The organism is Acinetobacter sp. UC24323 (genome assembly GCF_024151445.1).
Taxonomy (GTDB): domain Bacteria; phylum Pseudomonadota; class Gammaproteobacteria; order Pseudomonadales; family Moraxellaceae; genus Acinetobacter; species Acinetobacter baumannii.
The window spans coordinates 1-26616 of record NZ_JAHIBY010000004.1; the positions used below are offsets into that span (position 1 = coordinate 1).

General features: G+C 39.2%; 22 protein-coding genes and 1 pseudogene. 6 read left to right on the top strand and 17 right to left on the bottom strand.

Going from position 1 to position 26616, the window contains the following annotated elements; genetic code table 11:
- The 4 genes from KNQ97_RS06810 to KNQ97_RS06825 all read right to left on the bottom strand — a co-directional run.
- Window positions 1-1002, bottom strand: a 1002-nt coding sequence (locus KNQ97_RS06810; RefSeq protein WP_253612003.1) for a BapA prefix-like domain-containing protein, incomplete at its 3' end; no start/stop codon positions are given.
- Window positions 1003-1459: 457 nt separating this feature from the next.
- The gene (locus tag KNQ97_RS06815) at window positions 1460-2962 is read right to left on the bottom strand and encodes a sodium:proton antiporter (RefSeq protein WP_000526259.1); all 1503 of its coding nucleotides are present in this window, start codon (window positions 2960-2962) and stop codon (window positions 1460-1462) included.
- Between the two features lie 237 nt (window positions 2963-3199).
- On the bottom strand, window positions 3200-4099 hold the full coding sequence (locus KNQ97_RS06820; protein WP_001267655.1) for a neutral zinc metallopeptidase: 900 nt from the start codon (window positions 4097-4099) through the stop codon (window positions 3200-3202).
- A gap of 29 nt (window positions 4100-4128) precedes the next feature.
- Entirely contained in the window at window positions 4129-5052 is a 924-nt protein-coding gene (locus KNQ97_RS06825; RefSeq protein ID WP_000146247.1) for a DUF808 domain-containing protein, read from the bottom strand.
- Window positions 5053-5259: 207 nt separating this feature from the next.
- On the opposite strand from KNQ97_RS06825, the gene trpS reads away from it, so the two are divergent.
- Window positions 5260-6273 (top strand): tryptophan--tRNA ligase, encoded by a 1014-nt coding sequence (gene trpS / locus KNQ97_RS06830; RefSeq protein ID WP_000072941.1) that lies wholly within the window; start codon window positions 5260-5262, stop codon window positions 6271-6273.
- 414 nt (window positions 6274-6687) lie between these two features.
- Here trpS and sucD read toward each other — a convergent pair whose 3' ends face one another.
- From sucD to sdhC, 10 genes and pseudogenes are all read right to left on the bottom strand, one after another.
- Window positions 6688-7578 carry a succinate--CoA ligase subunit alpha gene (gene sucD, locus KNQ97_RS06835; protein WP_000114637.1) on the bottom strand — a complete coding sequence of 297 codons (891 nt, stop codon included), beginning with the start codon at window positions 7576-7578 and terminating at the stop codon, window positions 6688-6690.
- 14 nt (window positions 7579-7592) lie between these two features.
- Window positions 7593-8759 carry an ADP-forming succinate--CoA ligase subunit beta gene (gene sucC / locus KNQ97_RS06840; protein ID WP_001048573.1) on the bottom strand — a complete coding sequence of 389 codons (1167 nt, stop codon included), beginning with the start codon at window positions 8757-8759 and terminating at the stop codon, window positions 7593-7595.
- 147 nt (window positions 8760-8906) lie between these two features.
- Window positions 8907-10340, bottom strand: coding sequence for a dihydrolipoyl dehydrogenase (gene lpdA / locus KNQ97_RS06845; RefSeq protein WP_000082613.1), 1434 nt, complete (start codon window positions 10338-10340; stop codon window positions 8907-8909).
- A 62-nt stretch (window positions 10341-10402) separates the two neighbouring features.
- The gene (gene odhB, locus KNQ97_RS06850) at window positions 10403-11599 is read right to left on the bottom strand and encodes a 2-oxoglutarate dehydrogenase complex dihydrolipoyllysine-residue succinyltransferase (protein WP_000179879.1); all 1197 of its coding nucleotides are present in this window, start codon (window positions 11597-11599) and stop codon (window positions 10403-10405) included.
- Window positions 11599-14439 (bottom strand): 2-oxoglutarate dehydrogenase E1 component, encoded by a 2841-nt coding sequence (locus tag KNQ97_RS06855; RefSeq protein ID WP_253612004.1) that lies wholly within the window; start codon window positions 14437-14439, stop codon window positions 11599-11601. The genes odhB and KNQ97_RS06855 overlap by 1 nt, the downstream gene beginning before the upstream one ends.
- Window positions 14440-14596: 157 nt before the next feature.
- Window positions 14597-14726, bottom strand: a pseudogene (locus KNQ97_RS06865) (hypothetical protein).
- Window positions 14727-15009: 283 nt separating this feature from the next.
- Entirely contained in the window at window positions 15010-15720 is a 711-nt protein-coding gene (locus KNQ97_RS06870; RefSeq protein WP_000086385.1) for a succinate dehydrogenase iron-sulfur subunit, read from the bottom strand.
- Between the two features lie 14 nt (window positions 15721-15734).
- Window positions 15735-17570, bottom strand: coding sequence for a succinate dehydrogenase flavoprotein subunit (sdhA, locus tag KNQ97_RS06875; protein ID WP_253612005.1), 1836 nt, complete (start codon window positions 17568-17570; stop codon window positions 15735-15737).
- A 12-nt stretch (window positions 17571-17582) separates the two neighbouring features.
- Window positions 17583-17948: a succinate dehydrogenase, hydrophobic membrane anchor protein gene (sdhD, locus tag KNQ97_RS06880; protein WP_000833672.1), complete on the bottom strand. Its 366-nt coding sequence runs from the start codon at window positions 17946-17948 to the stop codon at window positions 17583-17585.
- Window positions 17948-18349: a succinate dehydrogenase, cytochrome b556 subunit gene (sdhC, locus tag KNQ97_RS06885; protein WP_001984863.1), complete on the bottom strand. Its 402-nt coding sequence runs from the start codon at window positions 18347-18349 to the stop codon at window positions 17948-17950. The genes sdhD and sdhC overlap by 1 nt, the downstream gene beginning before the upstream one ends.
- 954 nt (window positions 18350-19303) lie before the next feature.
- Here sdhC and gltA point away from each other — a divergent pair.
- Window positions 19304-20578, top strand: a complete 1275-nt coding sequence (gene gltA, locus KNQ97_RS06890; protein ID WP_001287579.1) for a citrate synthase — start codon at window positions 19304-19306, stop codon at window positions 20576-20578.
- A 70-nt stretch (window positions 20579-20648) separates the two neighbouring features.
- Here the strand turns inward: gltA and KNQ97_RS06895 are convergent, their stop codons facing one another.
- Window positions 20649-21134: a DUF1289 domain-containing protein gene (locus KNQ97_RS06895; protein WP_001981983.1), complete on the bottom strand. Its 486-nt coding sequence runs from the start codon at window positions 21132-21134 to the stop codon at window positions 20649-20651.
- Window positions 21135-21245: 111 nt separating this feature from the next.
- Here KNQ97_RS06895 and KNQ97_RS06900 point away from each other — a divergent pair, with 111 nt between their 5' ends.
- Window positions 21246-22178, top strand: coding sequence for a rhodanese-related sulfurtransferase (locus tag KNQ97_RS06900; RefSeq protein ID WP_000994655.1), 933 nt, complete (start codon window positions 21246-21248; stop codon window positions 22176-22178).
- Window positions 22179-22300: 122 nt separating this feature from the next.
- On the opposite strand, the gene KNQ97_RS06905 is transcribed toward KNQ97_RS06900, so the two are convergent.
- Both KNQ97_RS06905 and KNQ97_RS06910 read right to left on the bottom strand, forming a co-directional pair.
- Window positions 22301-22825 (bottom strand): YecA family protein, encoded by a 525-nt coding sequence (locus tag KNQ97_RS06905; RefSeq protein WP_001274941.1) that lies wholly within the window; start codon window positions 22823-22825, stop codon window positions 22301-22303.
- Between the two features lie 75 nt (window positions 22826-22900).
- On the bottom strand, window positions 22901-23107 hold the full coding sequence (locus KNQ97_RS06910) for a PA3496 family putative envelope integrity protein (RefSeq protein ID WP_000099358.1): 207 nt from the start codon (window positions 23105-23107) through the stop codon (window positions 22901-22903).
- Between the two features lie 358 nt (window positions 23108-23465).
- On the opposite strand from KNQ97_RS06910, the gene rpoD reads away from it, so the two are divergent.
- The 3 genes from rpoD (at window position 23466) to lipB (ending at window position 26575) form a co-directional block, all read left to right on the top strand.
- Window positions 23466-25352 (top strand): RNA polymerase sigma factor RpoD, encoded by a 1887-nt coding sequence (gene rpoD, locus KNQ97_RS06915; protein ID WP_001281941.1) that lies wholly within the window; start codon window positions 23466-23468, stop codon window positions 25350-25352.
- A 97-nt stretch (window positions 25353-25449) separates the two neighbouring features.
- Window positions 25450-25737, top strand: coding sequence for a YbeD family protein (locus KNQ97_RS06920; RefSeq protein WP_000887099.1), 288 nt, complete (start codon window positions 25450-25452; stop codon window positions 25735-25737).
- Window positions 25738-25921: 184 nt separating this feature from the next.
- Window positions 25922-26575, top strand: a complete 654-nt coding sequence (gene lipB, locus KNQ97_RS06925) for a lipoyl(octanoyl) transferase LipB (protein WP_000050857.1) — start codon at window positions 25922-25924, stop codon at window positions 26573-26575.
- The last annotated feature ends 41 nt before the right edge of the window (window positions 26576-26616 follow it).

Genomic DNA, 26616 nt, shown 5'->3' on the forward strand with positions numbered 1-26616 from the left:
TGCAGAAATCACAACACCTGGTGTCGTATCATCTGTGCTGCTTCCTGACCCCTTGATTCCTTGATCAGGTCCAACATTGTCCAGATAACCACTCGGTACAGAAGGAGTAGCCGGTGCTAATGTATCTACAGTAACTGTTATTGCTGGGCTCTGTGCACTTTCATTACCTGCTGCATCAGTCAGCGTATAAGTCAGTTGATGTGAACCATCTGCCAGCGGAGTGGTAGGCGTTAGTGTACCGGTTACAGGATCATAGCTTGCAGCTACCTTCTCACCATCAACATACAAGGTCGGAGTCTCACCTGCACCCGGTGCAGAAATCACAACACCTGGTGTCGTATCATCTGTGCTGCTTCCTGACCCCTTGATTCCTTGATCAGGTCCAACATTGTCCAGATAACCACTCGGTACAGAAGGAGTAGCTGGTGGTGTAGTATCTGTTGGTGTTGAAGAATCATCATTACTATCATGATTTGATGCTGCGGCGATAATACCGCCCGCAACTAGTGGAATAGCAGCCCATAACCATGGGTTCACGCCTGCATCATGATAAAGTAAAGGTTCAATTGAAGAAATAGGCTGGTAAATAACATCAGATACCAACTCTTGTGGAGCTTCTGCTGGTAGAGCTGCTGGTAAATCCTCACCTAAAAGTGCTTGTGGTTCCACATCACTGTCAGCATCTGCATCTGCGTCACTATCAGCATCTGCATCATTTTCAGCATCTTTGAATTTTGCCCAAATCAACTGTCCATTTTCATCTTGGAAAACCAGACTGTTATCTTTAGGCTCGGCTGTTCCGCTAAAGAAACCTTCAATAACAATGGTCTCGCCATTTTTCAGACGTATGACTGCATTGGTACCCTCCCTATTCACTACCAATACATCACTGGCAGCCACTTTCACCAATACAACTGACGCTTCTGAAAGTTTTGCAGAAGTTCCCTCTGTGGTTACCAAGGTCTTATGATTATCCTTAGCAATAATTTGTATCTCAGGCATATCTACATTCCTTTATATTATTGATTTAAATGATTTTATGTATAATTCTTTTTACTTAATGTTTTCATGTTTTTTGATCTACAACTTAAAAAACATTAAGTAATGTGATCATTTTTACGTTAATCACTTTAAAATAAAAAAAATAAATACTAAAGCCCTTAAAGAAAAAAAATTAACTAATACAAATTTTATATAAATAAAAATCTGATTTTTCTACTTATAATCTATTCAAAATAGCTTATTAACTTTTTTATATGTAAAAGAAAATTAATTTTTCAATATTGAACATTCATTAAAAATTATTTTAATTTAAATTTTCATATAACAAGTTTTAATATCTCAACAAAATAAAATATATTAATAATGATATATATAAAAAAATGGCCTTAGATAATATTTTACTATTACACTAAAGCCTCATTTTTATATTCAAATAAAAATTATTTTTTATTTACCTTTAGAAATTATCGGGACTTTCAAAACGTTTTACTTCTTGTAACTTATTTGGATCATGCATGGTTGCGATCCCGTCTTCTGTTTTTTGATCAACAATAACATCTGGGTTAAAGATAGTAATTGTTTCTCTTCCTAATGCATCTTCTCCAACTATATATTGAAAGCCACGGCGATTCATTTTATGGCATAGCTTTTGATAAAAGCCTTTAAGCCCTTCCGTTTCTTCATTAGGATTGTAATAAAACGCATTCATTACCGCAGGAAGGCCAAGTCCACACACTACACCAGATAACAATACGCTGATAAAGGTATATCCAATCAGAATACTGCTATAAGGGCTCAGCGCCGGAATATTCGCGACCGCCAAAATCAAAGCGAGTGAAATCCCTCCTCGAACACCACCCCAAGATAAAATAGTTAAACTACCATTGTAACTTTTGGTCTTACGCATTGTTGGGAAGAAAGCAAAAGACATAAAGTTTGCTGCAAAACGAGAAATATGCAGAATAAAGAAAGCAACTATTCCACCTAAAATCAGGCTAAAGTTTAAGTCAAGAATAAATAACTCAAGGCCAATTAAGGTAAATAAGAATGAATTGATAATCCCTTCTACTGTATGCCAAAAATGGTTAACCTCTCTGATCTCACGCTCTTCACGAATTTCTTTCCATTTATTACCGACGATTAAACCACCAATTACGCAGGCAATCGGTGCGGAAGCATGGGCGAATAGAGCCACCAAATATGCTCCGCTTGCAAGTAAGGCAGTTGTTAAAATCAGGGATTCCATTTCGTGTTTACCACGCAATAAGCGTAAGGTACCTATCCCAAATGCCCACCCAATACCAACAGCTACCACAATTTCATAAAGCAAAGCTTCTAATGTCGCAACCAATGAAAAATGTTCACCCTGTAAAACATTCAGTAATGTCATAAATAAGGCAATACACATCGCATCGTTAAATAAAGATTCTCCTTCTAATTTAACAATGAGATGATGAGGAGCACGAATTGAACTTAAAACACCTTTAATACCGATCGGGTCTGTTGCACCTAATGCTGCACCTAATAATAGAAGAACCAAAATTGGTACATGATGCCCAACTAACAATTGGAAACCGTAAAGTAAGCTACCAAACAATACAGCGCAGATTACCAAGGCAATAGTGGCTAAAATACTAATCTGTTTCCAATAACTTCTTAGATCTGAAATTTTAAATTTAAGTGCTGAAGACGTCAGAATAAAGCAAATAACACCATTAATTAAAAAATCATAGAAATCGATATGACGTACTGCTTCCTCAATATTATGAATATTGATAGTAATGAATTGATTACCATTTAAAAGACTGGCTCCCCATTGCAAAATGAAGACAAAAATCGCAGAAACAAGAGGTACGCCGATAGCCTGAGGAAAGCCCAAAATACGCTTATTAAATATGGTGGTCGCAATTGATAAGGCAAATACAACCGTAAATGCTTGTAATAAGAAAAAATTACCCATGAACACCCTTCTTCTGGGTCAATGACCAAATAAAAAATCTAGACAGCTGAACTGAACAGAACGAGAAAATAGACACCTCATGTGTGCCCAAGCAATTAAAAAGTTAGAATACAAGTTTAACGAATTACGTTAATCATTCTATCAATTAGTTAAATTTCTTAACATTAATTATGTGGAAGGGATGATTAAAAAGATGAGTCTACTTAAACACCTTGTAAACTCATCTTATTTATAGATTTAGATAGAATTATTAAAAGTATCGCATTGGCTAATATCACCGGTTTTTAAACCGACTTGGAACCAGTGCATTCGCTGTTCACTACTACCATGAGTAAAGCTATCCGGAACGACTTGTCCTGTTGCTCGTTTTTGTAAGTAGTCATCTCCAATTTTTTGCGCGGCATCCATTGCCTCCTCAACGTCCCCCTGCTCTAAAAACTGAGTACGCTGTTGATTATGATTGGCCCAGATACCCGCTAAACAGTCAGCTTGTAATTCTTGACGTACAGATAACTGATTACCTTCTCTTTGACTGACTTGTGCACGAGCCTGTTGTACTTGAGATGAGATACCAAGCAAAGTTTGAACATGATGTCCTACTTCATGGGCAACCACATAAGCTTGGGCAAAGTCCCCTGCCTGATCTTGTCTCGATAATTCTGTCTGATTTTGTTCGCCAGATATTCCCATCTGCTCACGCATATCTTTGAAGAATTCTGTATCTATATAAACCTTCTGATCTGCTGGGCAATAAAAGGGACCCATTGCAGACTGAGCTGTACCACAGCCTGACTGAATCATCCCACTAAACAAGACTAATTTTGGTGGCGTATAAGTTTTACCTAACTGTTTAAAAATAGGTGTCCACGTATCCTCTGTATCGGCTAATACTGTTCCAACAAAATCAGAAGCTTCTTTTTGCTCGGCTGTTAAACTTTCGGGTGCAGTTGCATTTGATTGTTGCGAAGCAGTAACCTGCTGCGTTGCCTGATATGCTTGTTGGGGGTCAACGCCAAAAAATTTCCATGCAACAAATGCTACAACCAAACCAATAATACTAATACCACCTGCCCTAACACCGCCTCCGCCTCGACGGTCTTCAACATTGGTACTGACTCGACGATCTCTCCAACGCATAATTTCCCTCTTCTTTATAGATGGCCTGATTAACTAGAAGCTTTTGGCCACATTTTTTGTATCAAGCTAACAACAAGCAATACTATTGCACCAGCAACAATTCCTATTGCAAAGTTAATAAGCGTTGGGGTTAAAGCACCAATGATGTTGCCTACAGCAGGTATAGTTTCCACATGGTCAACTGTATTTTCAGTGACATGATGGAGTAAAGGAATCGTATGATTAATAATCCCTCCACCTACCAAAAACATCGCAATAGTGCCGACGATAGACAATAACTTCATTAAAAGTGGCGCAAATGCAAGCAGCCCTCGACCAATAGTTTGTTTAAAAGAAGCAGCCTGTTTTGTTAAATATAGACCCAAGTCATCAATCTTAACAATCATGCCGACCAAACCATAAACGCCGATCGTCATCACAACTGCAATAATGCTGAGGACACTAACTTTAGTCATTAAAGTTGCAGTTGCCACAGTACCTAAAGAAATAACCACAATTTCAGCTGACAAAATAAAGTCTGTACGAATAGCTCCTTTCACTTTATCTTTTTCAAAAGTCGCCAAGTCTAACTCTTCACTATCAAACTCTTTTTGTGCTTCTTCTGAGGTTGAGGCTTTTTTATGTGTAATGGTATGAAGAACTTTTTCAACACCCTCATAACATAAGAATAGCCCGCCAAGCATTAATAAAGGATTAATCAACCAAGGAGCAATCACGCTAATTAATAAAGCTAGAGGAACTAAAATGAGCTTATTAACAAAGGAGCCTTTAGCAACTTTCCACACAATCGGTAATTCGCGATCAGCACGGACACCTGTAACCTGTTGTGCATTTAAAGCCAAATCATCACCTAAAACACCAGCAGTTTTTTTTGCTGCCATTTTGCTCATTAAGGCGACGTCATCTAAAATTGTTGCAATATCATCTAGTAGTAAAAGTAAGCCACTTGCCATTTCTTATCCAGGTTTGTATTTATTAAACTATTGTAAGATGATTTTTTTCAATTTTTGTAATTTTACTGAATAAATTCACAATATTATTTTAAGAAAAGTTTACCCAATTGCTGACGAAAAAATTTTATTTCCCGTACAATAATGCCAATCTTTTATATTGCAGGGCTTATTATCCCTGATTAAGCCAATACCATAGTGGAATAAATAATGAGTAATGTTGATCAGCGTCCAATTATTTTGACAGGCGACCGCCCAACCGGACAACTTCACCTCGGGCATTTTGTCGGTTCTTTGCGTTCTCGTGTAGGTCTACAGGATAGCCATCATCAACATCTCTTATTAGCAGATGCACAAGCGTTAACAGACAATGCCGATAACCCAGATAAAGTGCGCCGTAACATTTTAGAAGTTGCTCTAGACTATTTAGCGGTAGGCATTGATCCAACTAAAACCACAATTTGTGTACAGTCATGCTTGCCTGCACTGAATGAGCTTACAATGTTATATCTTAACTTTGTAACTGTAGCTCGATTGGAACGTAACCCAACCATCAAATCTGAAATTCAAATGCGTGGTTTTGAACGTGATATTCCTGCTGGTTTCCTTTGCTACCCTGTAGCACAGGCAGCTGATATTACGGCTTTTAAAGCGACTGTAGTACCAGTAGGCGAAGATCAAATTCCAATGATTGAGCAAACTAACGAAATCGTACGTCGTGTAAACCGTCAAATTGGTCAAGACCTTTTACCTGAATGTAAAGCATTGCTTTCTAATATGGCTCGTTTACCTGGTTTTGATGGTAAAGCGAAAATGTCTAAGTCATTAGGCAATACCATTGTTTTAAATGCTTCTGACAAAGACATCAAAAAAGCTGTAAATGCGATGTATACCGATCCAAATCATCTTCGCATCGAAGATCCGGGTCAAGTTGAAGGAAACATTGTATTTACTTATTTAGATGCATTTGATCCAAATAAAGAAGAAGTTGAAGAGCTAAAAGCACACTACCGCCGTGGTGGTCTTGGTGATGGTACAGTTAAAAAACGTCTTGAAGGTGTACTAAAAGAATTAATTACACCTATACGTGAACGTCGAGAAGAACTTGCTAAAGATCCTGACTACATTATGGATGTTTTACGCCAAGGTACTGATAAATGTCGAATCATTACCCAGCAGACTTTGGACGAAGTTAAAGATGGCTTAGGCTTATTTAAGTTCTAATTTTTTATATTAGAGATATAAATCAAAAAAGCCCTGCGGGGCTTTTTTTATAATTATTTTTAGATTCAACAATTTAATTTTTTAGAATTTCTATATATTTATTATGATTCACACGCTTTTACCCTTTTAACGTGAAGTAACACTAATTAACGTGAACCTTAATGAACAAATAAGAATGCGTCACTAATATAACTTGAGTAGGTTGATATGAACCTCACGACATTTCTCCTTAAGCCGAAACTGTTTTTAACAGATTCGTTGTTCTACGCAGTGATCACCCCAATCATTGCGTATTTTTTTTGTCTTTTTTAACCAAATTATTCCTTATATCAATTTTATTTAACTTTTCAATAATACAAAAAAATACCGCATCATTTTTCAGATGCGGTATTTTTTAAAGATTCAAGGAAGCAATTAAGCTAAACCTTTCTCTTTTAATACTTGCAACATAGTTGAACCAAGCTCAGCTGGGCTACGAGTGTAAGCCATACCTGCTTTTTCAAATGCAGCGAATTTCTCTTCAGCAGTACCTTGACCACCAGAAATGATCGCACCAGCGTGACCCATACGCTTACCTTTAGGCGCAGTTACACCAGCGATGTAACCTACTACAGGTTTAGTCACGTTAGATTTGATGAATTCAGCAGCTTCTTCTTCCGCTGTACCACCGATCTCACCGATCATGATGATTGCATCAGTATCTGGATCGTCTTGGAACAATTGAAGAGCTTCAATTTGGTTCATACCTGGGATCGGGTCACCACCGATACCGATACAAGTAGACTGACCTAAACCAAGCTTAGTTGTTTGAGCAACAGCTTCATAAGTCAATGTACCTGAACGTGAGATGATACCAATACGACCTGGTTGGTGGATGTGACCAGGCATAATACCGATCTTACATTCACCCGGAGTGATCACGCCTGGGCAGTTAGGACCAACTAAACGAGTACCGTTACCGTTAGTTTCTAAATAACGTTTTGCTTTAAGCATGTCGATTGTTGGAACACCTTCAGTGATCACAACGATTAGGCCAACACCTGAATCAACCGCTTCAACGATTGAGTCTAAAACGAATGGAGCTGGTACATAGATTACAGATGCATCTGCATTTGTTTCACGTACAGCTTCTTTCATTGTGTTGAATACTGGTAAGTCAAGGTGAGTTGTACCACCTTTACCTGGAGTAACACCACCAACAACTTTTGTACCGTAGTCTAAAGCTTGTGCAGAGTGGAAAGTACCGTTTTTACCAGTAAAACCTTGTACCAATACTTTAGTGTCTTTATTAATTAATACGCTCATGATTGATACTCCCCTTACGCTTTAACTGCAGCTACAACTTTTTCTGCGGCATCAGACAAACCGTTCGCAGAAATTAATTTCAAACCAGATTCATCAAGTAATTTCGCACCTAACTCAGCGTTGTTACCTTCTAAACGAACAACAACTGGAACAGTTACATTTACTTCTTGAACCGCTGCAATAATTGCTTCAGCAATCATGTCACAACGCACGATACCACCGAAGATGTTGATTAAAACACCTTGTACAGACGTATCAGCAAGAATGATTTTGAACGCTTCGATTACACGCTCTTTAGTTGCGCCGCCACCAACGTCAAGGAAGTTTGCAGGCTGACCACCATAAAGTTTAATGATGTCCATAGTTGCCATTGCAAGACCAGCACCGTTAACCATACAACCGATGTTACCTTCTAAAGCAACATAGTTAAGATCAAATTCAGATGCTTTTAACTCACGCTCATTCTCTTGAGATTTGTCACGTAAAGCAGCAACTTTAGGTAAACGGTAAAGCGCGTTAGAGTCGATACCTACTTTCGCGTCTACACATAAAATTTCGCCATTTTCACGAACTGAAAGTGGGTTAATTTCAAATAAAGCGAAATCATTTTCAACAAATGCTTGGTAAGCAGCTGTCATGATTTTCACGAATTGACCGATTTGCTTGTCTTTCAAACCTAAAGCAAACGCAACTTCACGTGCTTGGAATGGTTGTAAACCAACTAATGGATCAACTTCAACTTTGATAATTTTTTCTGGAGTTTCTTCCGCAACTTTCTCGATTTCTACACCACCTTCTGTAGAAGCCATGAAAGTAATACGACGGCTAGAACGGTCTACAACCGCACCCAAGTAAAGCTCACGCTCAACTGGATATACGTCTTCAGCAACAATGATGCTGTTTACTGGTTGACCATTTGCATCTGTTTGATACGTTACAAGACGAGTACCAATGATATTGTTTGCAAATTCGATAACATCTTCTTTAGATTTTGCAACTTTAACGCCACCAGCCTTACCACGACCACCAGCATGAACTTGCGCCTTCATTACAGCGAATTTACCACCAAGCTGTTCAAATGCAGCAACTGCTTCGTCTGCATTGGTTGCCAAGATACCTTCTTGTACCGGCATACCATATTCTTTCAATAACGCTTTAGCTTGATACTCATGTAAGTTCATTTAGTTACCTACTTAACTTTGTTTGTTGTCTTCAATTTGCGCAACATTCTCATGTTGTATAAGCAAATTGCTGTCTACGTCTATCAACTTGATGATTTTTTAATCACACCATCGAATGTGAAAAAGAGCGGAGGACCGCTCTTTATTTTATTTACGCTTACGTTGAATCGCGTGAATTGCACGACCATCTACAGCAAGTGCAGCTTCATGAACAACTTCAGAGAATGTTGGGTGACCAAAAGTCATCAACTGAAGATCTTCAACAGAAGATACAAATTCAAGTGCGATCATACCTTGGTGAACGATATCAGATGCCGCAGGCCCAATCACATGCATACCTAATAAACGGTCAGTTTTTGCATCAGCAACAAACTTAACAAAACCTGCACCTTCACCAGCAGCTAAAGCACGACCATTTACAGCAAAACCGAATTGACCAGTTTTTACTTCATGACCTTTTTCTTTAGCTTGCTCTTCAGTTAAACCAACCCACGCCGCTTCAGGGTGTGTATAGATAACAGAAATGATTGTGTCATAGTTTACTTGAGCTGCATGACCATGAATACGTTCAACAGCCATTACGCCCTCTTCCATTGCTTTATGAGCAAGCATTGGACCGCGTACTAAGTCACCAATGGCATATACACCTTCTACAGAAGTTGCACAGTGATCATTTACTTCAACTAAACCACGTTCAGTTAATTTAATACCTGAATCTTCAGCTAATAAACCTTCAGCATAAGCTTTACGGCCCACACAAACGATTAACTTATCAAACGTTTGTTCTTTATCTTCGCCACCTTGAGTGTATTTAACAGTCACTTCACGACCGTTTACTTCAGTACCAGATACTTTTGCACCAATGCGGATATCTAAACCTTGTTTAGTCAAGATTTTTTGATATTCCTTAGAAAGTGCTTTATCAGCCATTGGCAAGAATGCATCCATTGCTTCAAATACAACAACTTCTGCACCAAGACGACGCCATACTGAACCAAGTTCTAAACCGATTACACCTGCACCAATTACACCTAAACGCTTAGGTACTTCAGGGAAGTTTAATGCACCAGTTGAATCAACAATAATATCTTGATCTACAGGAGCTACAGGAATATTTACAGGCACAGAACCAGACGCAAGAATTACGTATTTAGGTTCTAAAATTTGAGTTTCACCTTCATGTGGAACAAACTCAACTTTTTTACCAGCAAGTAATTTACCTGTACCTTTTAACCACTCGATACCGTTGCCTTTAAGCAATTGATCAATACCGCCAGTTAATTGGTCAACAATTTTGTCTTTACGAGCAAGAAGTTTTGCAAGATCGAAATTCACTTCACCAGTTGTAATACCGTGATCAGCTAAATGATGCACTGTATCTTCATAACGATGAGAAGAATCAAGCAAAGCTTTAGAAGGGATACAACCTACGTTTAAGCAAGTACCACCTAAAGAAGGCTTACCGTTGTGAATACGTTTTTCAATACAAGCGACTTTGAAGCCTAGTTGAGCAGCGCGAATCGCAGCTTCATAACCACCAGGACCACCGCCAATGACAACAAGATCAAATTGTTGAGACATTTTTATCTCCATAAACCAGGATAGAGGATTACTCTACCCTGGTAGGTATTTATTCGAAGAAATTAAAGATCAAGAATGAGTTTAGCTGGTTCTTCTAACAATTCTTTGATTGCTACTAAGAAACCTACAGCTTCTTTACCATCGATCATACGGTGGTCATAAGAAAGCGCTAAGTACATCATTGGCAAGATTTCAACTTGACCATTTACCGCCATAGGACGTTCTTGGATTTTATGCATACCCAAGATACCAGTTTGCGGCTGATTCAAAATTGGAGTTGAAAGTAATGAACCGAAAGTACCACCGTTAGTGATTGTGAAAGTACCGCCAGTCATTTCTTCGATAGATAATTTACCATCACGTGCTTTAGCAGCGTAAGCAGCAATACCTGCTTCAACTTCTGCATAGCTCATACGGTCAGTATCACGTAATACTGGTACAACAAGACCACGATCAGAAGATACTGCAACACCGATGTCATAGTAACCGTGATAAACGATATCATCGCCATCAATTGAAGCATTTACAGCTGGGTAGCGTTTTAGCGCTTCAGTTGCTGCTTTAACGAAGAATGACATGAAGCCTAAACGAGCACCATGACGTTTTTCGAAAGCATCTTTATATTGCTTACGTAATTCCATGATTGGCTTCATGTTAACTTCGTTAAATGTAGTTAACATTGCTGTTTCTTGAGTAGCTGCAAGAAGACGCTCAGCTACACGTTTACGTAAACGAGTCATTGGAACGCGTTTTTCGATACGTTCGCCAACAGCAACGCTTAATGGAGTAACGTTAGCAGCTGGTTTAGCTTGATGGTTTGCAACATCTTCTTTAGTGATACGACCACCACGACCAGTACCTTGTACGTCAGAAGCAGCAATACCAGATTCAGTTAACGCTTTACGTACTGCAGGAGCTTGATCAGATACAGTTTCATTACGCTCAACAACAGGAGCAGCACCAGCTTGAGTCTGAGCAACTGCTTGTTCTACTGCCGCAGGAGCAGCAGCCGCTGCGCCAGCACCAGCTTCGAATTGAGCAATAACTTCATCAGAAAGAACTGTATCGCCTTCACCTTTAATGATTGCAACCAAGCTACCATCTGCAGGAGCAACAACTTCTAAAACAACTTTGTCGGTTTCAATATCACAGATTACTTCATCACGTGATACAGGTTCACCCACCTTTTTATGCCAAGTTGCGATGGTTCCATCTGCAACAGACTCTGGGAATACCGGTGCTTTAATTTCGGTTGCCATTATTGAGAATCTCCTGATTGTTCAGCTTCGATTGCCAATGCATCATTAATTAGCTGAGCTTGTTGTTTTGCATGCAAGTACGGTGAGCCACAAGCTGGTGCAGCAGAAGCTTCACGACCTGCAAAACTGATACGGATTTGTTTGCCAGATTTTAAGATATCGTCATATAAACGCGGTGCGATAAACAACCAAGCACCTTGGTTCTTCGGCTCTTCTTGCGCCCAAACGAGTTCTTTCACATTTGGATAAGCAGCCAAGATTTCCGCAAGACGTTGCTCTGGGTATGGATACAACTGTTCAATACGTACAATTGCAACATTAGTTAAGTTTTGTTCACGACGTTTTTCAAGTAAATCGTAGTAAACCTTACCACCACAAAGTACAAGACGAGTTACATCTGACTTGTTAATTTGATCAATTTCGTCAATTACAGTCTGGAATGAACCATGTGCTAGCTCTTCTAAAGTAGAAGTCGCAAGTTTATGACGAAGTAAAGATTTCGGTGACATTACGATTAATGGCTTACGAATTGGGCGTACAGCCTGACGACGTAATGCATGGAAAATCTGTGCAGGTGTCGTTGGAGTGATCACTTGCATGTTGTCTTCAGCACATAACTGTAAGAAACGTTCTAAACGAGCTGAAGAGTGCTCTGGACCTTGACCTTCGAAACCATGCGGCAACAACATTGTTAAACCACAAACACGTTCCCATTTAGTCTCACCAGAAGCAATAAACTGGTCAATCACAACCTGAGCACAGTTTACGAAGTCACCAAATTGTGCTTCCCAAATAATTAAGCTCTTAGGAATCGTAGTTGCGTAACCATATTCGAATGCAAGAACTGCTTCTTCTGATAAAAGAGAGTCATAAATCGCAAAACGCGGTTGGTTCTCTTTCACATGGCAAAGAGGAATGTAAGTTGAACCATCAACTTGGTTATGCAATTTCGCATGGCGGTGTGAGAAGGTACCACGACCCACGTCTTCACCAGTAATACGAACTAGATAGTCTTCATCTAATAAAGTTGCATAAGCTAAAGTTTCTGCTGCACCCCAGTTCAATGGAGTTTCACCAGTTTGCATTTTCACGCGGTCTTCAATTACTTTTTGAACCTGACGTTGCATTACAAACCCTTCAGGAAGCTTGCTCATGCCCTCGCCTAACTCTTTAAGGCGGTTTATGTCAAATGAAGTATCCCAATCGTCTGTATATTCATGGCCCAAATATGGAGTCCAATCTACAAACATTTTAGTGTTCGGCTCAAGAATCAAAGCATTCGCTACATGATTACCCGCTTCTAAATCAGCACGATAATCTTCAACCATTTGGTCAGCTTCAGCACGGTCAAGCACTTTCTCTTGTACCAATTGATCAGCATAAAGTGTACGAGTAGTTGCTTTCTTAGCAATCACTTGATACATCAATGGTTGTGTACCAGATGGCTCATCTGCTTCGTTATGACCACGACGACGGTAACAGAACAAATCGATGACTACATCTTTACGGAATTCGTGACGGAAATCATGTGCTAATTGAGTAGCAAAGATAACAGCTTCAGGATCATCACCATTTACATGGAAGATAGGAGCCTGAATCATTTTAGCAACGTCTGTACAGTATTCTGTCGAACGCGCATCACGTGGATCAGAAGTTGTGAAACCAACTTGGTTGTTCACAATAATATGAACTGTACCACCAACCGTATAGCCACGAGTTTGTGACATCTGGAAGGTTTCCATGTTCACGCCCTGACCTGCAAATGCAGCATCACCATGAACAATAACTGGTAATACGTCATCACCGCCGATGTCTTTACGACGTACTTGACGCGCACGTACAGAACCTTCGACTACAGGACCAACGATTTCTAAGTGAGATGGGTTAAATGCCAATGCCAAGTGAACTTCACCACCTGGAGTCATTACATTACTTGAGAAACCTTGGTGGTATTTAACGTCACCAGAACCTTTCTTATGAAGTGCTTTACCTTCGAACTCACCAAATAAGTCCGCAGGGTTTTTACCCATAATATTAACAAGAAGGTTCAAACGACCACGGTGTGGCATACCGATAACAACTTCTTTACAACCTACGGCACCAGCACGCTGGATAATCTCATTTACCATAGGAATAAAAGATTCGCCGCCTTCAACACCAAAACGTTTAGCGCCGACGTATTTATTACCGAGATATTTTTCTAAGCCTTCAGCAGCGGTTAAACGCTCTAAGAAGCCTTTCTTTTGTTCATTTGAGAAATTGAATTTACCACGGGCACTTTCAAGACGCTGTTGAATCCAACGTTTCTCTTTTGTGTCCACGATATGCATATATTCAACACCGATCGAACCACAATAGATTGCTTCCATTGCTTCAATCATCTCAGCAAGCGTTGCTTCGCTTTTACCGATCTCAAGATTGCCTGTGTTGAATACTGTGTCTAAATCTGATTTGGTTAAACCGTGTGCTGAAAGATCTAAATCAGGAATATCTTCACGCTTAGCAAGACCTAACGGATCTAACTTAGCTTTTTGATGTCCGCGATTGCGATAAGCAGCAATGAGTTGTAAAACGCCAATTTGACGACGCTCATGTTCAGTACTTACAGTACTTTGTACAACAGGTTGAACACGATTAGCATTACGTCCTAGTAATAGGAATTGCTCACGCACAGCGCTGTGTGGTTGGTCACCCTTTGGATATTTATCGAAATATTGGCGCCAGTCCTCAGCGACGGAGGTTGGGGAAGTCAGGTACTGCTCGTAAAGTTCTTCAATATACGCTGCACTATCAGCGGAAAGTTCAGTGTCAAGACGCAATGCGTCAGCAACTTCTTGCATTTGTGGACCCATTTCCTATTGCAAAAAATATTACAGGCTGCCTTTTAAGCATACCCATGATGCATAATGTCAAATTGGTAAAAATGACACTACTTACCCAACAGGTCTTCAAGACCATGGGGCGTCATACTACCTAGAGAGAAAACTCCATAGGTAATTAATGAATCACAACGCCCTCAATGGCATCATCACTCACCTTATACTCGATAAAAAACCGAGCAATTTTTTGCAAATCTTTTTAGAAAAATTAACTTTAAAATTAACTTTTCTAAAATGACTTTAACCATAAAAATTAAGCACAGATCTAAGATCGTGCCACTTAATTTAATTTCACTAGTATACGCTTTTTTCACCTATAACTTTGTGGCAAATCGTATCATGTTCTTAACGAACGATTGATTTTTTTGACACATACCATCTATAAATTGGCGAAATACATATCCAATTTTATCTATTAATATATGGTGCTTTATATAAAAACCCCTCTTTTACCGACTAAAGTATAAGACACGTATTATAAAATTAAAAAAAAACGCACATCAAGGATGTGCGTTCTCTATTTGCGCAGAATTAACCCGCTTGATCTAACAACATATTACGGATATGACCGATTGCTTTTGTTGGATTCAAACCTTTAGGACATACTGACACACAGTTCATAATACCTTTACAACGGAACAAACTGAACGGATCGTCAAGACGAGCCAAACGTTCTGCAGTTGCAGTATCACGAGAGTCGATAATAAAACGATATGCATTCAACAACGCTGAAGGACCCAAGAATTTATCAGGGTTCCACCAGAATGATGGGCATGAAGTTGAACAACATGCACAAAGAATACACTCATACAAACCATTTAAGTGTTCACGCTCTTCAGGAGATTGCAAACGCTCTTTAGGTGGAGCAGGTTGGTTATTAATCAAGAATGGCTGAATTTTGTCATACTGATCATAGAATTGGTTCATATCAACAACCAAATCTTTAACAACCGGCAAACCAGGTAATGGACGAATTACGATTTTCTCTGGTAAATCGTTAAGGTTTTGCAAGCAAGCCAAACCATTTTTACCATTGATATTCACACCATCAGAACCACAAATACCTTCACGGCAAGAACGACGGAATGTTAACGTTTCGTCTTGAACCTTCAAAGCAAGCAATGCATCAAGCAACATACGGTGCTTATCAGTCAATTCAAGCTTGAAAGTTTGCATGTACGGCGCTTTATCCTTATCAGGATCATAGCGGTAGATTTCGAATGTACGAGTACCTCTACTCATCTTTATACTCCCGATTAGAATGTACGTGGTGCTGGTGGAATTGGATCAACAGTTAACGGCTTGAAGCGCACTGGCTTATATTCCAAACGGTTATCTGATGAATACCATAAAGTATGTTTCATCCACTCATCATCACGGCGACCGTATGAATAAGTTGGGTGATCAGCTGGTAATTCATAATCAACTACCGTATGCGCACCACGACATTCTTTACGCGCAGCAGCTGAAATTAATGTAGCTTTTGCAACTTCATATAAGTTTTCAACTTCAAGCGCTTCAACACGTGCAGTGTTAAATACTTTAGATTTATCTTTCAAGTGGATGTTACGCACGCGTGGTTCAAGAGCAAGAATCTCTTTAACACCCTTATCAAGCAATGCTTGAGTACGGAATACACCTGCGTGGTCTTGAACGATATCACGAATTGCATCAGCAACTTCTTGAGCATTTTCGCCAGAAGTTGATTCATCCAATTTACGTAGACGAGCTAAAGTTTGCTCTAATACATTTGTTGGAAGCGGCGCATATTCATCACCATGATGTTTAGTTACGTAATCGATAATGTGCTCACCAGCAGCCTTACCAAATACAACCAAGTCAAGAAGTGAGTTAGTACCTAAACGGTTCGCACCATGTACTGATACGCATGAACACTCACCGATTGCATAGAAACCTTTTACAGGTTTAGTGTAGTTGTCTGTACCAGGCTCTGGTAAGCACACTTGACCATGCATATTCGTAGGAATACCACCCATTTGATAATGGATTGTTGGTACTACTGGAATTGGTTCTTTAGTGATGTCAACGTTTGCGAATTTTTTACCAATCTCAAATACAGATGGTAAACGCTTCATAATTGTGTCAGCACCCAAGTGAGTCATATCAAGCAAGATATAATCACCTTTCGGACCACAACCACGACCTTCTTTAATTTCTTGGTCCATAGAACGTGATACGAAGTCACGCGGAGCCAAGTCTTTTAAAGTTGGTGCATAACGTTCCATGAATGGTTCGCCGTCTTTGTTACGAAGGATCGCACCTTCACCACGACAACCTTCAGTCAACAATACGCCTGCGCCCGCAACACCTGTAGGGTGGAATTGCCAGAATTCCATATCTTGTAATGGAATACCAGCACGAGCAGCCATACCAAGACCGTCACCAGTGTTGATATAAGCATTTGTTGATGCACGGTAAACACGACCAGCACCACCAGTTGCAAATAATGTTGCTTTTGCTTGGAATACTGCAATGTTACCAGTTTCTTGGTCAATTGCAGTTACACCGAGTACATCACCTGCTTCGTTACGGATCAAATCAAGAGCGATCCACTCAACGAAGAATTGAGTACCCATTTTCACGTTGCTTTGATAAAGCGTGTGCAATAAAGCGTGACCAGTACGGTCAGCAGCAGCACAAGCACGTGGAACTGGTTTATCACCATAGTTTGCAGAGTGACCACCGAATGGACGTTGGTAAATTGTACCATCAGCGTTACGGTCAAACGGCATACCTAAGTGTTCAAGTTCATAAACAACTTTTGGCGCCTCACGACACATAAACTCGATTGCGTCTTGGTCACCTAACCAGTCAGAACCTTTTACTGTATCGTAAAAGTGGAAATGCCAGTTATCTTCTTGCATGTTACCTAACGACGCACCAATACCGCCCTGAGCAGCAACTGTATGTGAACGTGTTGGGAAAACTTTAGTAAGTACTGCAACTTTCAAACCTGCTTGAGCAAGTTGGTAAGATGCACGCATACCAGAACCACCACCACCAACGATAACAGCATCGAAAGTGAGGTTTTGAATATTTGAATAATCTTCTTTAGGGTTTATCGCGCCCATGATATCTTCCTATCAATTCGCCCAGAAAATCTGGATACCCCAGATTGCGTACACAAACACTGCAATAATGACAGCCGTAGTCAGTACAAGGCGTAAACCTTTCGCTGAAGGACCCATTTGACGAGTAGTGACATAGTCAGTAAAAACCTGCCACATACCAATCCATGCGTGTGCGATAAGCGACAAAATTGCCAATAAAGAGAAAATCTTCATTGGTAATGTCATCATGAAGCCAGCCCATTGTTGATAGTCAAATCCGCCTTTGCAGAGGATCCAACCAAAAAGAACAACAGTATAAGCTGCCAATACCACAGCACTTACACGCTGGATAAACCAATCACGAGAACCTGAACCTGTTAAACCTGTAGCACTTTTCATTAGAACATAATCCATACAAAGGCTGCGATAATGGCTACCACAGATAAGATCAATGAAATTGTCGCTGCAATACGACCGCTTTGCAGTTCTTCAGCAAAACCTAGATCTGCAAGCAAATGCTTAACCCCAGCAATGAAGTGGAAAATCAAGCCGGCTACAAATACCCACACAACAAAACGTACGAGGATATTTCCAAAAACGACATTTTTAACGTAGTCAAATCCTTCTGGTGAAGATAATGATTTATCTAGAATCCATAAGAGAACTGGTACTAATAAGAAAACGATGACACCTGATAAACGGTGTAAAATTGATGCAATAGCCACGGGTGAGCGTAAATTTACCGCTAACACCTGACCCATGGACAAATTGACAGGTCTGTTGCTTTTCACAGCGGGCATCCTGTAGGTAGAAACTCCGACCGGAGTTTGTTGAATTAATTCCAAGGAAAGCTGGCATTGTTAGGCAAGCACAGCTCATGCCTAACCTATAAACGACACTGAATTATAAAACGCGAAATATCAAAATACAAACAATCGACTTTGGCTTTTCCGCAAAAACTCATCAAATAAGAATCATTCACATAGCCAAACAGCATCCTTCCCTATCCCGAAGTTAAGATTAAACAAAACATGTGCTTGTTTAATCTCATCTTTTATAAAAAATTGCTTTTCTACAGTTTTATTTAAAATAAGTGCATTTTAGACTAAAGATAAAGTTAATAAATCATCAACTCAAGACAAAAATATAAATAAAACTGCTTCTTACCTGCTAATTTTATTCAGTTTTACCTATAAAGAGGGTTTATCCGTATTTATATTAAAAGAAATAAAGTGCTACTTGACTGTTAACAATGATCACTATTTTTACAAAAAATGAGTTTTAATTTTTTCTAGACTGTTCAATGAGCTATTTTTTAAACAATTAAACTTAAAAAAAAGACAACTTTTGGAATTATCAAATAGTGATAATGTGGCGATTTTTGAATCACAATTTAAAATTACAGCCTGAGTTTTATGATTTTTTTAATCGGATTGGCATTTTATAACGTTACCCTATTCTTAATTTTTATTTAAAAATTTGCTTACAATTGTACTCACGCTTCATTTTTTTTCTGCACGTTCTTCTTGAATTGACTTATGATACCATCCCGATGCAGTGATTTTACTGACTTTTTTTGCTCGGGTCTTGATGACTAACTCTCTGTGGGAACGTCATTTTTTATCCATAAGTATAATTGACAAAATTTCAGTACTCACTAATCTTATAGCAAATTTTGACACCGTCTGATTCGCACATGAGAAAATTAGGATTTCGAGTCAGATAATCATTCACCAGGACAGGAGATCTATTGAATGTCTGAAGCAACTGGCAAAAAAGCCGTATTACATCTTGATGGCAAAGAAATTGAATTACCAATTTACAGTGGCACATTAGGTCCCGATGTAATCGACGTTAAAGATGTATTGGCCTCAGGTCACTTTACTTTTGATCCTGGTTTTATGGCGACAGCTTCATGCGAGTCTAAAATCACATTTATCGATGGTGACAAAGGTATTTTATTACACCGCGGTTACCCGATTGACCAGTTAGCGACTCAAGCAGACTACCTTGAAACTTGTTATTTATTATTAAATGGCGAGTTACCAACTGCTGAACAAAAAGTTGAGTTCGATGCGAAAGTTCGTGCTCATACTATGGTTCATGATCAAGTTAGCCGTTTCTTCAATGGTTTCCGTCGTGATGCTCACCCTATGGCAATCATGGTTGGTGTAGTAGGCGCATTATCTGCTTTCTATCACAACAACCTTGACATTGAAGACATCAACCACCGCGAAATTACTGCGATTCGTTTGATTGCTAAAATTCCGACGCTTGCTGCTTGGAGCTACAAATATACTGTAGGTCAGCCATTCATCTATCCACGTAATGACTTAAATTACGCGGAAAACTTCTTACACATGATGTTTGCAACTCCTGCAGACCGTGACTACAAAGTAAACCCTGTTCTTGCTCGTGCAATGGATCGTATCTTTACGCTTCATGCTGACCACGAACAAAACGCGTCTACTTCTACAGTTCGTCTTGCTGGTTCTACTGGTGCGAACCCATATGCGTGTATCTCTGCTGGTATCTCTGCTCTTTGGGGTCCTGCACACGGTGGCGCGAACGAAGCAGTTCTTAAAATGCTTGATGAAATCGGTAGCGTTGAAAATGTTGCTGAGTTCATGGAAAAAGTTAAACGCAAAGAAGTTAAACTTATGGGCTTCGGTCACCGCGTTTACAAAAACTTCGATCCACGTGCTAAAGTGATGAAGCAAACTTGTGACGAAGTTCTTGAAGCATTAGGTATCAATGATCCTCAATTAGCGCTTGCTATGGAACTTGAACGTATTGCATTGAACGACCCGTACTTTGTTGAACGTAAACTTTACCCTAACGTAGACTTCTACTCTGGTATCATCCTTAAAGCGATTGGTATCCCAACAGAAATGTTTACTGTTATCTTCGCTCTTGCACGTACAGTTGGCTGGATCAGTCACTGGTTAGAAATGCACAGCGGTCCTTACAAAATTGGTCGTCCTCGTCAGCTTTACACTGGTGAAGTGCAACGTGACATCAAGCGTTAATATTCGAAAGAACATTAATGTAAAAAAGCTGCCTAATGGCAGCTTTTTTTTATAAATAAGTTTTTAAAAGTTATTCTTCTTCAAACATATTTAATAAGTGATGACTAATACCATCAGCTCTTAACCAAGCCAACTCATAACTTGCTTTAGCCAAAGCTAAAATACGTCTTTCAAACTCAGTCCATACTTCTTTAACTTGTGCTTCTGAAATCCCTAAACCACTCTCATGAGCTAAATGCTTATTCTTTTCACATATTTTTAAGGCATGGTAGAGTTTACGCCCTTTACTCGCCCCTTCCATTAACCTGACACGTTTACCTAATATAAATCCTTCTACATGCTGTAGATTCGCCTGCGGCAACATAGGTACCAAAATCTGATCCAATTGATCATCTAAACGCTTCCAGACAGCTAAACGCTGCTCTGCCGTATAGGTATTCCATTGAATTACTTCATGGTTAAAGCGGCGACAACCACGACACACCTGATCACCAAAAACTGTTGAACAACGCCCTGCACATGGGGTGAGAGAGAGCATTCGATGATCACTACTCAAAACAGACTCCTTAAATAAACCATATACTTTTTATGGTTTTCTCGCTTATTACGAATTTTCGCGCTAAAATATGCGCCTTAAATTTCTATCTTAATACATTTGGAGTTTTCCATGAACGCTACTGTAGAACAGCTTGCACCTGTAGAACAGCAAGCGACCGCGGGTTGGGTTGTTGCAGCACTATATCAATTTAAAGAAGTTCAAGATCCAGCTGATCTTCAACAACGTCTTTTAGACTTAGTGAAAACAATTAACCTTTGCGGAACTCTGATTGTAGCAGGTGAAGGAATTAATGGTACCGTTGCTGGGGACCGTGAGGCAATTGATACGATTCATCAATTTTTGTTAAACGAAGGCTTTAACGCTATGGAATATAAAGAATCCCATAGTTCTGACAAACCTTTCCGTAAAATGAAAATTAAGCTTAAAAAAGAAATCGTGACTTTAGGCGTTGAAGTAAAACCTCGTGATTTAGTGGGTCATTATCTTGATCCTAAAGAATGGAATGAGCTTATTGCACGTGATGATGTGATTCTAATCGACACACGTAATGACTATGAATATAAAGCCGGAACTTTCAAGGGTGCGATTGACCCAAAAACAGAAACTTTCCGCGAATTTCCTGAATATGTAAAAAAAGAGTTAGAACAACATAAAGATAAGAAAATCGCAATGTTCTGTACGGGTGGTATTCGCTGCGAAAAATCAACTTCTTTACTTCTTCAAGAAGGCTTTAAAGAGGTTTACCACCTTAAAGGCGGTATTCTTAAATATTTAGAAGAAACTCCTCCTGATGAAAGCCTTTGGGAAGGTGAATGTTTCGTATTTGATGGACGTACTGCTGTAACGCATGGTGTTGAAGAAGGCGCAAACATTAAATGTCATGCTTGTGGCTGGCCTTTAACTCCTGAAGAGTCTGCGCTACCAAGCTATGAACATGGTGTTTCTTGCTTGTACTGTATTGATAAAACCACTGAAAAACAAAAAGCTGGTTTCCGTATGCGCCAATCACAAATTGCTGCCGCTAAACGTAAACGCCTATAAGATTTAATAGAGTTACAAAAAAGGCATTTAGTTTTCTAGATGCCTTTTTTAATTCATATAAATAAATTCTGACAATAAAAAACGCCCTAGAAAGGACGTTATTTATTATTTCTTCTAATAAATTAATTTGGAGTATGGTACATCAAATATAACTCATTCAAATTATCTGGGATTTCTTCTGCCAGTTCATCCATTAACTGTCCATTGCGACGGAAAGATTCCATCTGTGGATCTTCTTCATCAATTCCGCTAAAAACCATGATTGGTAAAGTCAAATCAACCAATTGTTCTTCATACTCAGGGGCAAACCAAGCCTCTTCGTTTAAGAACATTGCATCAACAAACCCTACACTCCAATCGCCTAAGCTTGATTCAACGTCAGCTTCTTCAACTTCAAATGGAAATTCAATCCCATTTTCATTTGCTAAATCTTGACGAATCGACTCTAGCCAAACCTTGATTTGTTGAATAATTTCAGCTGGAACCTTTTTCTGGTTACCTTCGAACAATTCATCTAACCAACGGTCAAACTGAGGGCCTACTGCAATTGCACACAAAAATCCATGAGTTGCAGCAAAGTCTAGACCATACTCATTGTGGTCTCCATCTAGATATTCACTTAATTGGTCTAAATCTAATGCACTCATTGTGTGTTACCTGACTTTAAAAAGAAATTGACGATAGCATAGCACTTAAGCTGACGATGCCCTATTTAGTTTTGATTAGTCTTCGTCATCAAGATCATCATCGTCTAAATCATAATCGAAATCTTTTAACTCACGCTCTAAACGACGCTGTGCCAATAGATCATCAATTAATCTACGTTTTTCCAACGATTCTTTTGCACTGATTTTGCCTGATGACTCATCAAAACCGACATCATCATCATCGCCGTAGTTATCATCTAGTTCAAAATCTGTAGAAGACACTAAAACTACCTCATAATGAAAAAATGTGAATGGGTCTAGCCGCTATTTATCTGTCTTACTTTTCCTTGTCAAGTTTTATTTATATTTTTTTCATTTAATTGCTCATTTGTACTTTTTTTCACCCAAAAAATTGTGTATTTATAAAACAGAACAATCTTTTGATAAGCGAAGATTTCTACAAATTTTTCTATGATTTAACCTTGAAAAAAATGATTTTAGCCCAATATTCAAAAAATAGTCGTGAATTCAAAGATATTTTTTATTTAACGGTCACCGATCAAAGCCCAAACATTTCAAGCAAATTGTGCTATCATGCACGGTTTTTCACTGCCACAGATTCAACAAAGAGTAAGCAAAGATGAGCGATATGCATTCCCCTACTTCTCAAGTAGCGGCTCTGATTAGCCGAGGCAAAGAACAAGGTTACTTAACTTACGCTGAGGTTAACGATCATCTGCCGGACTCGATTACTGAAAGCGAACAGATTGAAGACATCATCCAGATGCTTCAAGACGTTGGTATTCCTGTACACGAGCGTGCACCTGAATCTGACGATACCATGTTCGGCGAATCAGCTGATGCAACTGATGAAGTTGCTGAAGAAGAAGCTGCTGCCGTACTTGCATCTGTTGAAAATGAGCCTGGACGTACGACAGACCCTGTACGTATGTACATGCGTGAAATGGGTACAGTAGAACTGTTAACCCGTGAAGGTGAAATCAGCATTGCTAAACGTATTGAAGAAGGCATTCGTGATGTCTTGAACTCAATCGCTTACTGGCCAAATGCTGTTGAAGTTGTATTAAAAGAATATAATGATTTTTTAACTGGCGAACGCCGTCTTGCCGATATCTTATCTGGTTATTTAGACCCTGAAACTGATGAAGATATTCCTGAAGTTTTAGAAGATGTTGAAGAGCTTGAGGAAGAAGACGAATCATCTACAAAGTCAACGAAAGAAGTTAAGCTTGATGATGACGATGAAGAAGAAGAGTCTGAAGGTGATGATGATTCTGAAGGTGATTCAGGTCCAGACCCTGAAGTTGCAAAAGTTCGTTTTGCTGAATTAGAAGCTGCATGGGCTCAAACTAAAGCTGTCATCGAAAAACATGGCCGTAATAGCCCTGAAGCAAATGAAGCTCTTGAGTCTTTAGCAACTGTATTTATGATGTTTAAATTTACTCCACGTTTATTTGACATCATTTCAGAAATGATTCGCGGAACTCATGAACAAATTCGTGCCAATGAACGTGAAATTATGCGTTATGCAGTACGTCGTGGTCGTATGGATCGTAACCAGTTCCGTACATCTTTCCCGAAACAGGAATCTAATCCTGCTTGGTTAGATGAACAAATTGCTAAAGCTCCAGCTGAAATCAAGGCTCACTTGGAAAAAGTTCGTCCTGATGTTTTAGCCTTCCAGCAAAAAATTGCAGATATCGAAAAAGAGCTTGGCCTAAACGTTAGTGAAATTAAAGATATTTCTAAACGTATGGCAATTGGTGAAGCCAAAGCTCGTCGTGCGAAAAAAGAAATGGTAGAGGCCAACCTTCGTTTGGTAATTTCGATTGCGAAAAAATATACTAACCGTGGTTTACAGTTCCTTGACTTGATTCAAGAAGGGAACATTGGTTTGATGAAAGCCGTAGACAAGTTTGAATACCGTCGTGGTTATAAATTCTCGACTTATGCGACTTGGTGGATTCGTCAGGCAATTACCCGTTCTATTGCCGATCAGGCTCGTACAATTCGTATTCCTGTACACATGATTGAAACGATTAACAAAATTAACCGTGTATCGCGTCAATTATTACAGGAAATGGGCCGTGAACCTACTCCTGAAGAGTTAGGTGAACGCTTAGAAATGGATGAGGTTAAAGTTCGTAAGGTTCTTAAAATTGCGAAAGAACCAATTTCAATGGAAACTCCAATCGGTGATGATGAAGATTCGCATCTTGGCGATTTCATTGAAGACCAGAACATTACTTCTCCAATTGATGCTGCGACTTCAGAAGGCTTAAAAGAAGCAACTCGTGAAGTTTTAGAAAACTTAACTGAACGTGAAGCAAAAGTATTGAAGATGCGTTTTGGTATTGATATGCCAACCGATCATACTTTAGAAGAAGTAGGTAAGCAGTTTGATGTAACACGTGAGCGTATTCGTCAGATTGAAGCGAAAGCATTGCGTAAATTACGTCACCCTTCTCGTTCTGAACACTTGCGTTCTTTCCTAGAGAATGACTAATTTTTGAAATCTTGAAATTTCGAGACTAGTCCCCATTTAATAGAAAGAGCTATAAACGCCTGCGATGATGCAGGCGTTTCACATGATGAGGTTACTTATGTTAGACCGCACTCCATCTCGCGAACTCCGTGAAGACCTTTGGGTATTTCCAATGGACTATCCAATTAAACTCATTGGCGATGCGGGTGAAGAATTACGTATAGCTGTCGTTGATATTCTAGTGAAACATTTTCCTGACTTTGACCAAACAACGTTAAAAGTACAAGAATCACGTACAGGCAAATACCATTCATTAACCGCGCAATTACGCTTTGATGAATTGGAACAAGTGCATGCTTTGTATGCAGACTTGGCTGCTTGTCCGCAAATAAGAACTGCGCTTTAATTTTAAAATGCCATGACAAATTTAATGTCATGGCATTTTTATTTATACCAATCTTTATAGAAATAATTACAAATATTTAGAACCGCTTAGGCAAAATACTTTAAACTCATCAAAAGCATACTCTCATAATTTAAAAGTTGAGAGACTTCCCTTCTGTTAAGTACCATGCACAGGAAAATGTTTAATGAGCCTTGATAAACCCACTTTGATTATTCGTCAGTGGAACGATTTACAAGATTATCAAAGCAAATTCGAATCGATGAAGAACCTGACCAATCAACGTGATGAAAATACAGCAGACGAGCTGTGGTTACTCCAGCATCATGAAGTACTAACTCAAGGTCAGGCTGGAAAACCAGAACATATTCTGATTCCATCAAACATTCCTGTGGTACAAACTGACCGTGGTGGACAAGTGACATGGCATGGCCCTGGTCAACTCGTCGCTTACTTTATGTTTGACCTTAATCGACTGAAATGGAATGTACGCACATTGGTCAGTTTTGCTGAACAATTTATGATAGATGTTTTAAAGAAATATAACATTGAAGCATATGCAAAACCTGATGCACCAGGCGTTTATGTGGATGGCAGAAAGATTGGTTCATTAGGCTTCAAAATTCGCCGTGGACGTAGTTATCATGGTTTAGCCCTAAACTTGGACTGTGCTCTAACTGGTTTTCAAACCATCAACCCATGTGGTTATGCAGGGCTAGAAATGGTCCGCATACAAGATTTAGTGACTCCATATCCATCATTTGAACAACTTTGTCAGGACTTTATTGAGTATATTAAAGCTACTGAGTACTTTAATGACCCAGAAGTCAAAATTGAATAAATGATTTTGAGATGGAATAAAAATATATTAGAGTAATTACT

Excerpts from the sequence above, each read along its gene's own strand:
- KNQ97_RS06815 (WP_000526259.1), bottom strand. The coding sequence starts at position 2,962 with ATGGGTAATTTTTTCTTATTACAAGCATTTACGGTTGTATTTGCCTTA.
- KNQ97_RS06820 (WP_001267655.1), bottom strand. The coding sequence starts at position 4,099 with ATGCGTTGGAGAGATCGTCGAGTCAGTACCAATGTTGAAGACCGTCGA.
- KNQ97_RS06825 (WP_000146247.1), bottom strand. The coding sequence starts at position 5,052 with ATGGCAAGTGGCTTACTTTTACTACTAGATGATATTGCAACAATTTTA.
- trpS (WP_000072941.1), top strand. The coding sequence starts at position 5,260 with ATGAGTAATGTTGATCAGCGTCCAATTATTTTGACAGGCGACCGCCCA.
- sucD (WP_000114637.1), bottom strand. The coding sequence starts at position 7,578 with ATGAGCGTATTAATTAATAAAGACACTAAAGTATTGGTACAAGGTTTT.
- sucC (WP_001048573.1), bottom strand. The coding sequence starts at position 8,759 with ATGAACTTACATGAGTATCAAGCTAAAGCGTTATTGAAAGAATATGGT.
- lpdA (WP_000082613.1), bottom strand. The coding sequence starts at position 10,340 with ATGTCTCAACAATTTGATCTTGTTGTCATTGGCGGTGGTCCTGGTGGT.
- odhB (WP_000179879.1), bottom strand. The coding sequence starts at position 11,599 with ATGGCAACCGAAATTAAAGCACCGGTATTCCCAGAGTCTGTTGCAGAT.
- KNQ97_RS06855 (WP_253612004.1), bottom strand. The coding sequence starts at position 14,439 with ATGCAAGAAGTTGCTGACGCATTGCGTCTTGACACTGAACTTTCCGCT.
- KNQ97_RS06870 (WP_000086385.1), bottom strand. The coding sequence starts at position 15,720 with ATGAGTAGAGGTACTCGTACATTCGAAATCTACCGCTATGATCCTGAT.
- sdhA (WP_253612005.1), bottom strand. The coding sequence starts at position 17,570 with ATGGGCGCGATAAACCCTAAAGAAGATTATTCAAATATTCAAAACCTC.
- sdhD (WP_000833672.1), bottom strand. The coding sequence starts at position 17,948 with ATGAAAAGTGCTACAGGTTTAACAGGTTCAGGTTCTCGTGATTGGTTT.
- sdhC (WP_001984863.1), bottom strand. The coding sequence starts at position 18,349 with ATGCCCGCTGTGAAAAGCAACAGACCTGTCAATTTGTCCATGGGTCAG.
- gltA (WP_001287579.1), top strand. The coding sequence starts at position 19,304 with ATGTCTGAAGCAACTGGCAAAAAAGCCGTATTACATCTTGATGGCAAA.
- KNQ97_RS06900 (WP_000994655.1), top strand. The coding sequence starts at position 21,246 with ATGAACGCTACTGTAGAACAGCTTGCACCTGTAGAACAGCAAGCGACC.
- KNQ97_RS06905 (WP_001274941.1), bottom strand. The coding sequence starts at position 22,825 with ATGAGTGCATTAGATTTAGACCAATTAAGTGAATATCTAGATGGAGAC.
- rpoD (WP_001281941.1), top strand. The coding sequence starts at position 23,466 with ATGAGCGATATGCATTCCCCTACTTCTCAAGTAGCGGCTCTGATTAGC.
- KNQ97_RS06920 (WP_000887099.1), top strand. The coding sequence starts at position 25,450 with ATGTTAGACCGCACTCCATCTCGCGAACTCCGTGAAGACCTTTGGGTA.
- lipB (WP_000050857.1), top strand. The coding sequence starts at position 25,922 with ATGAGCCTTGATAAACCCACTTTGATTATTCGTCAGTGGAACGATTTA.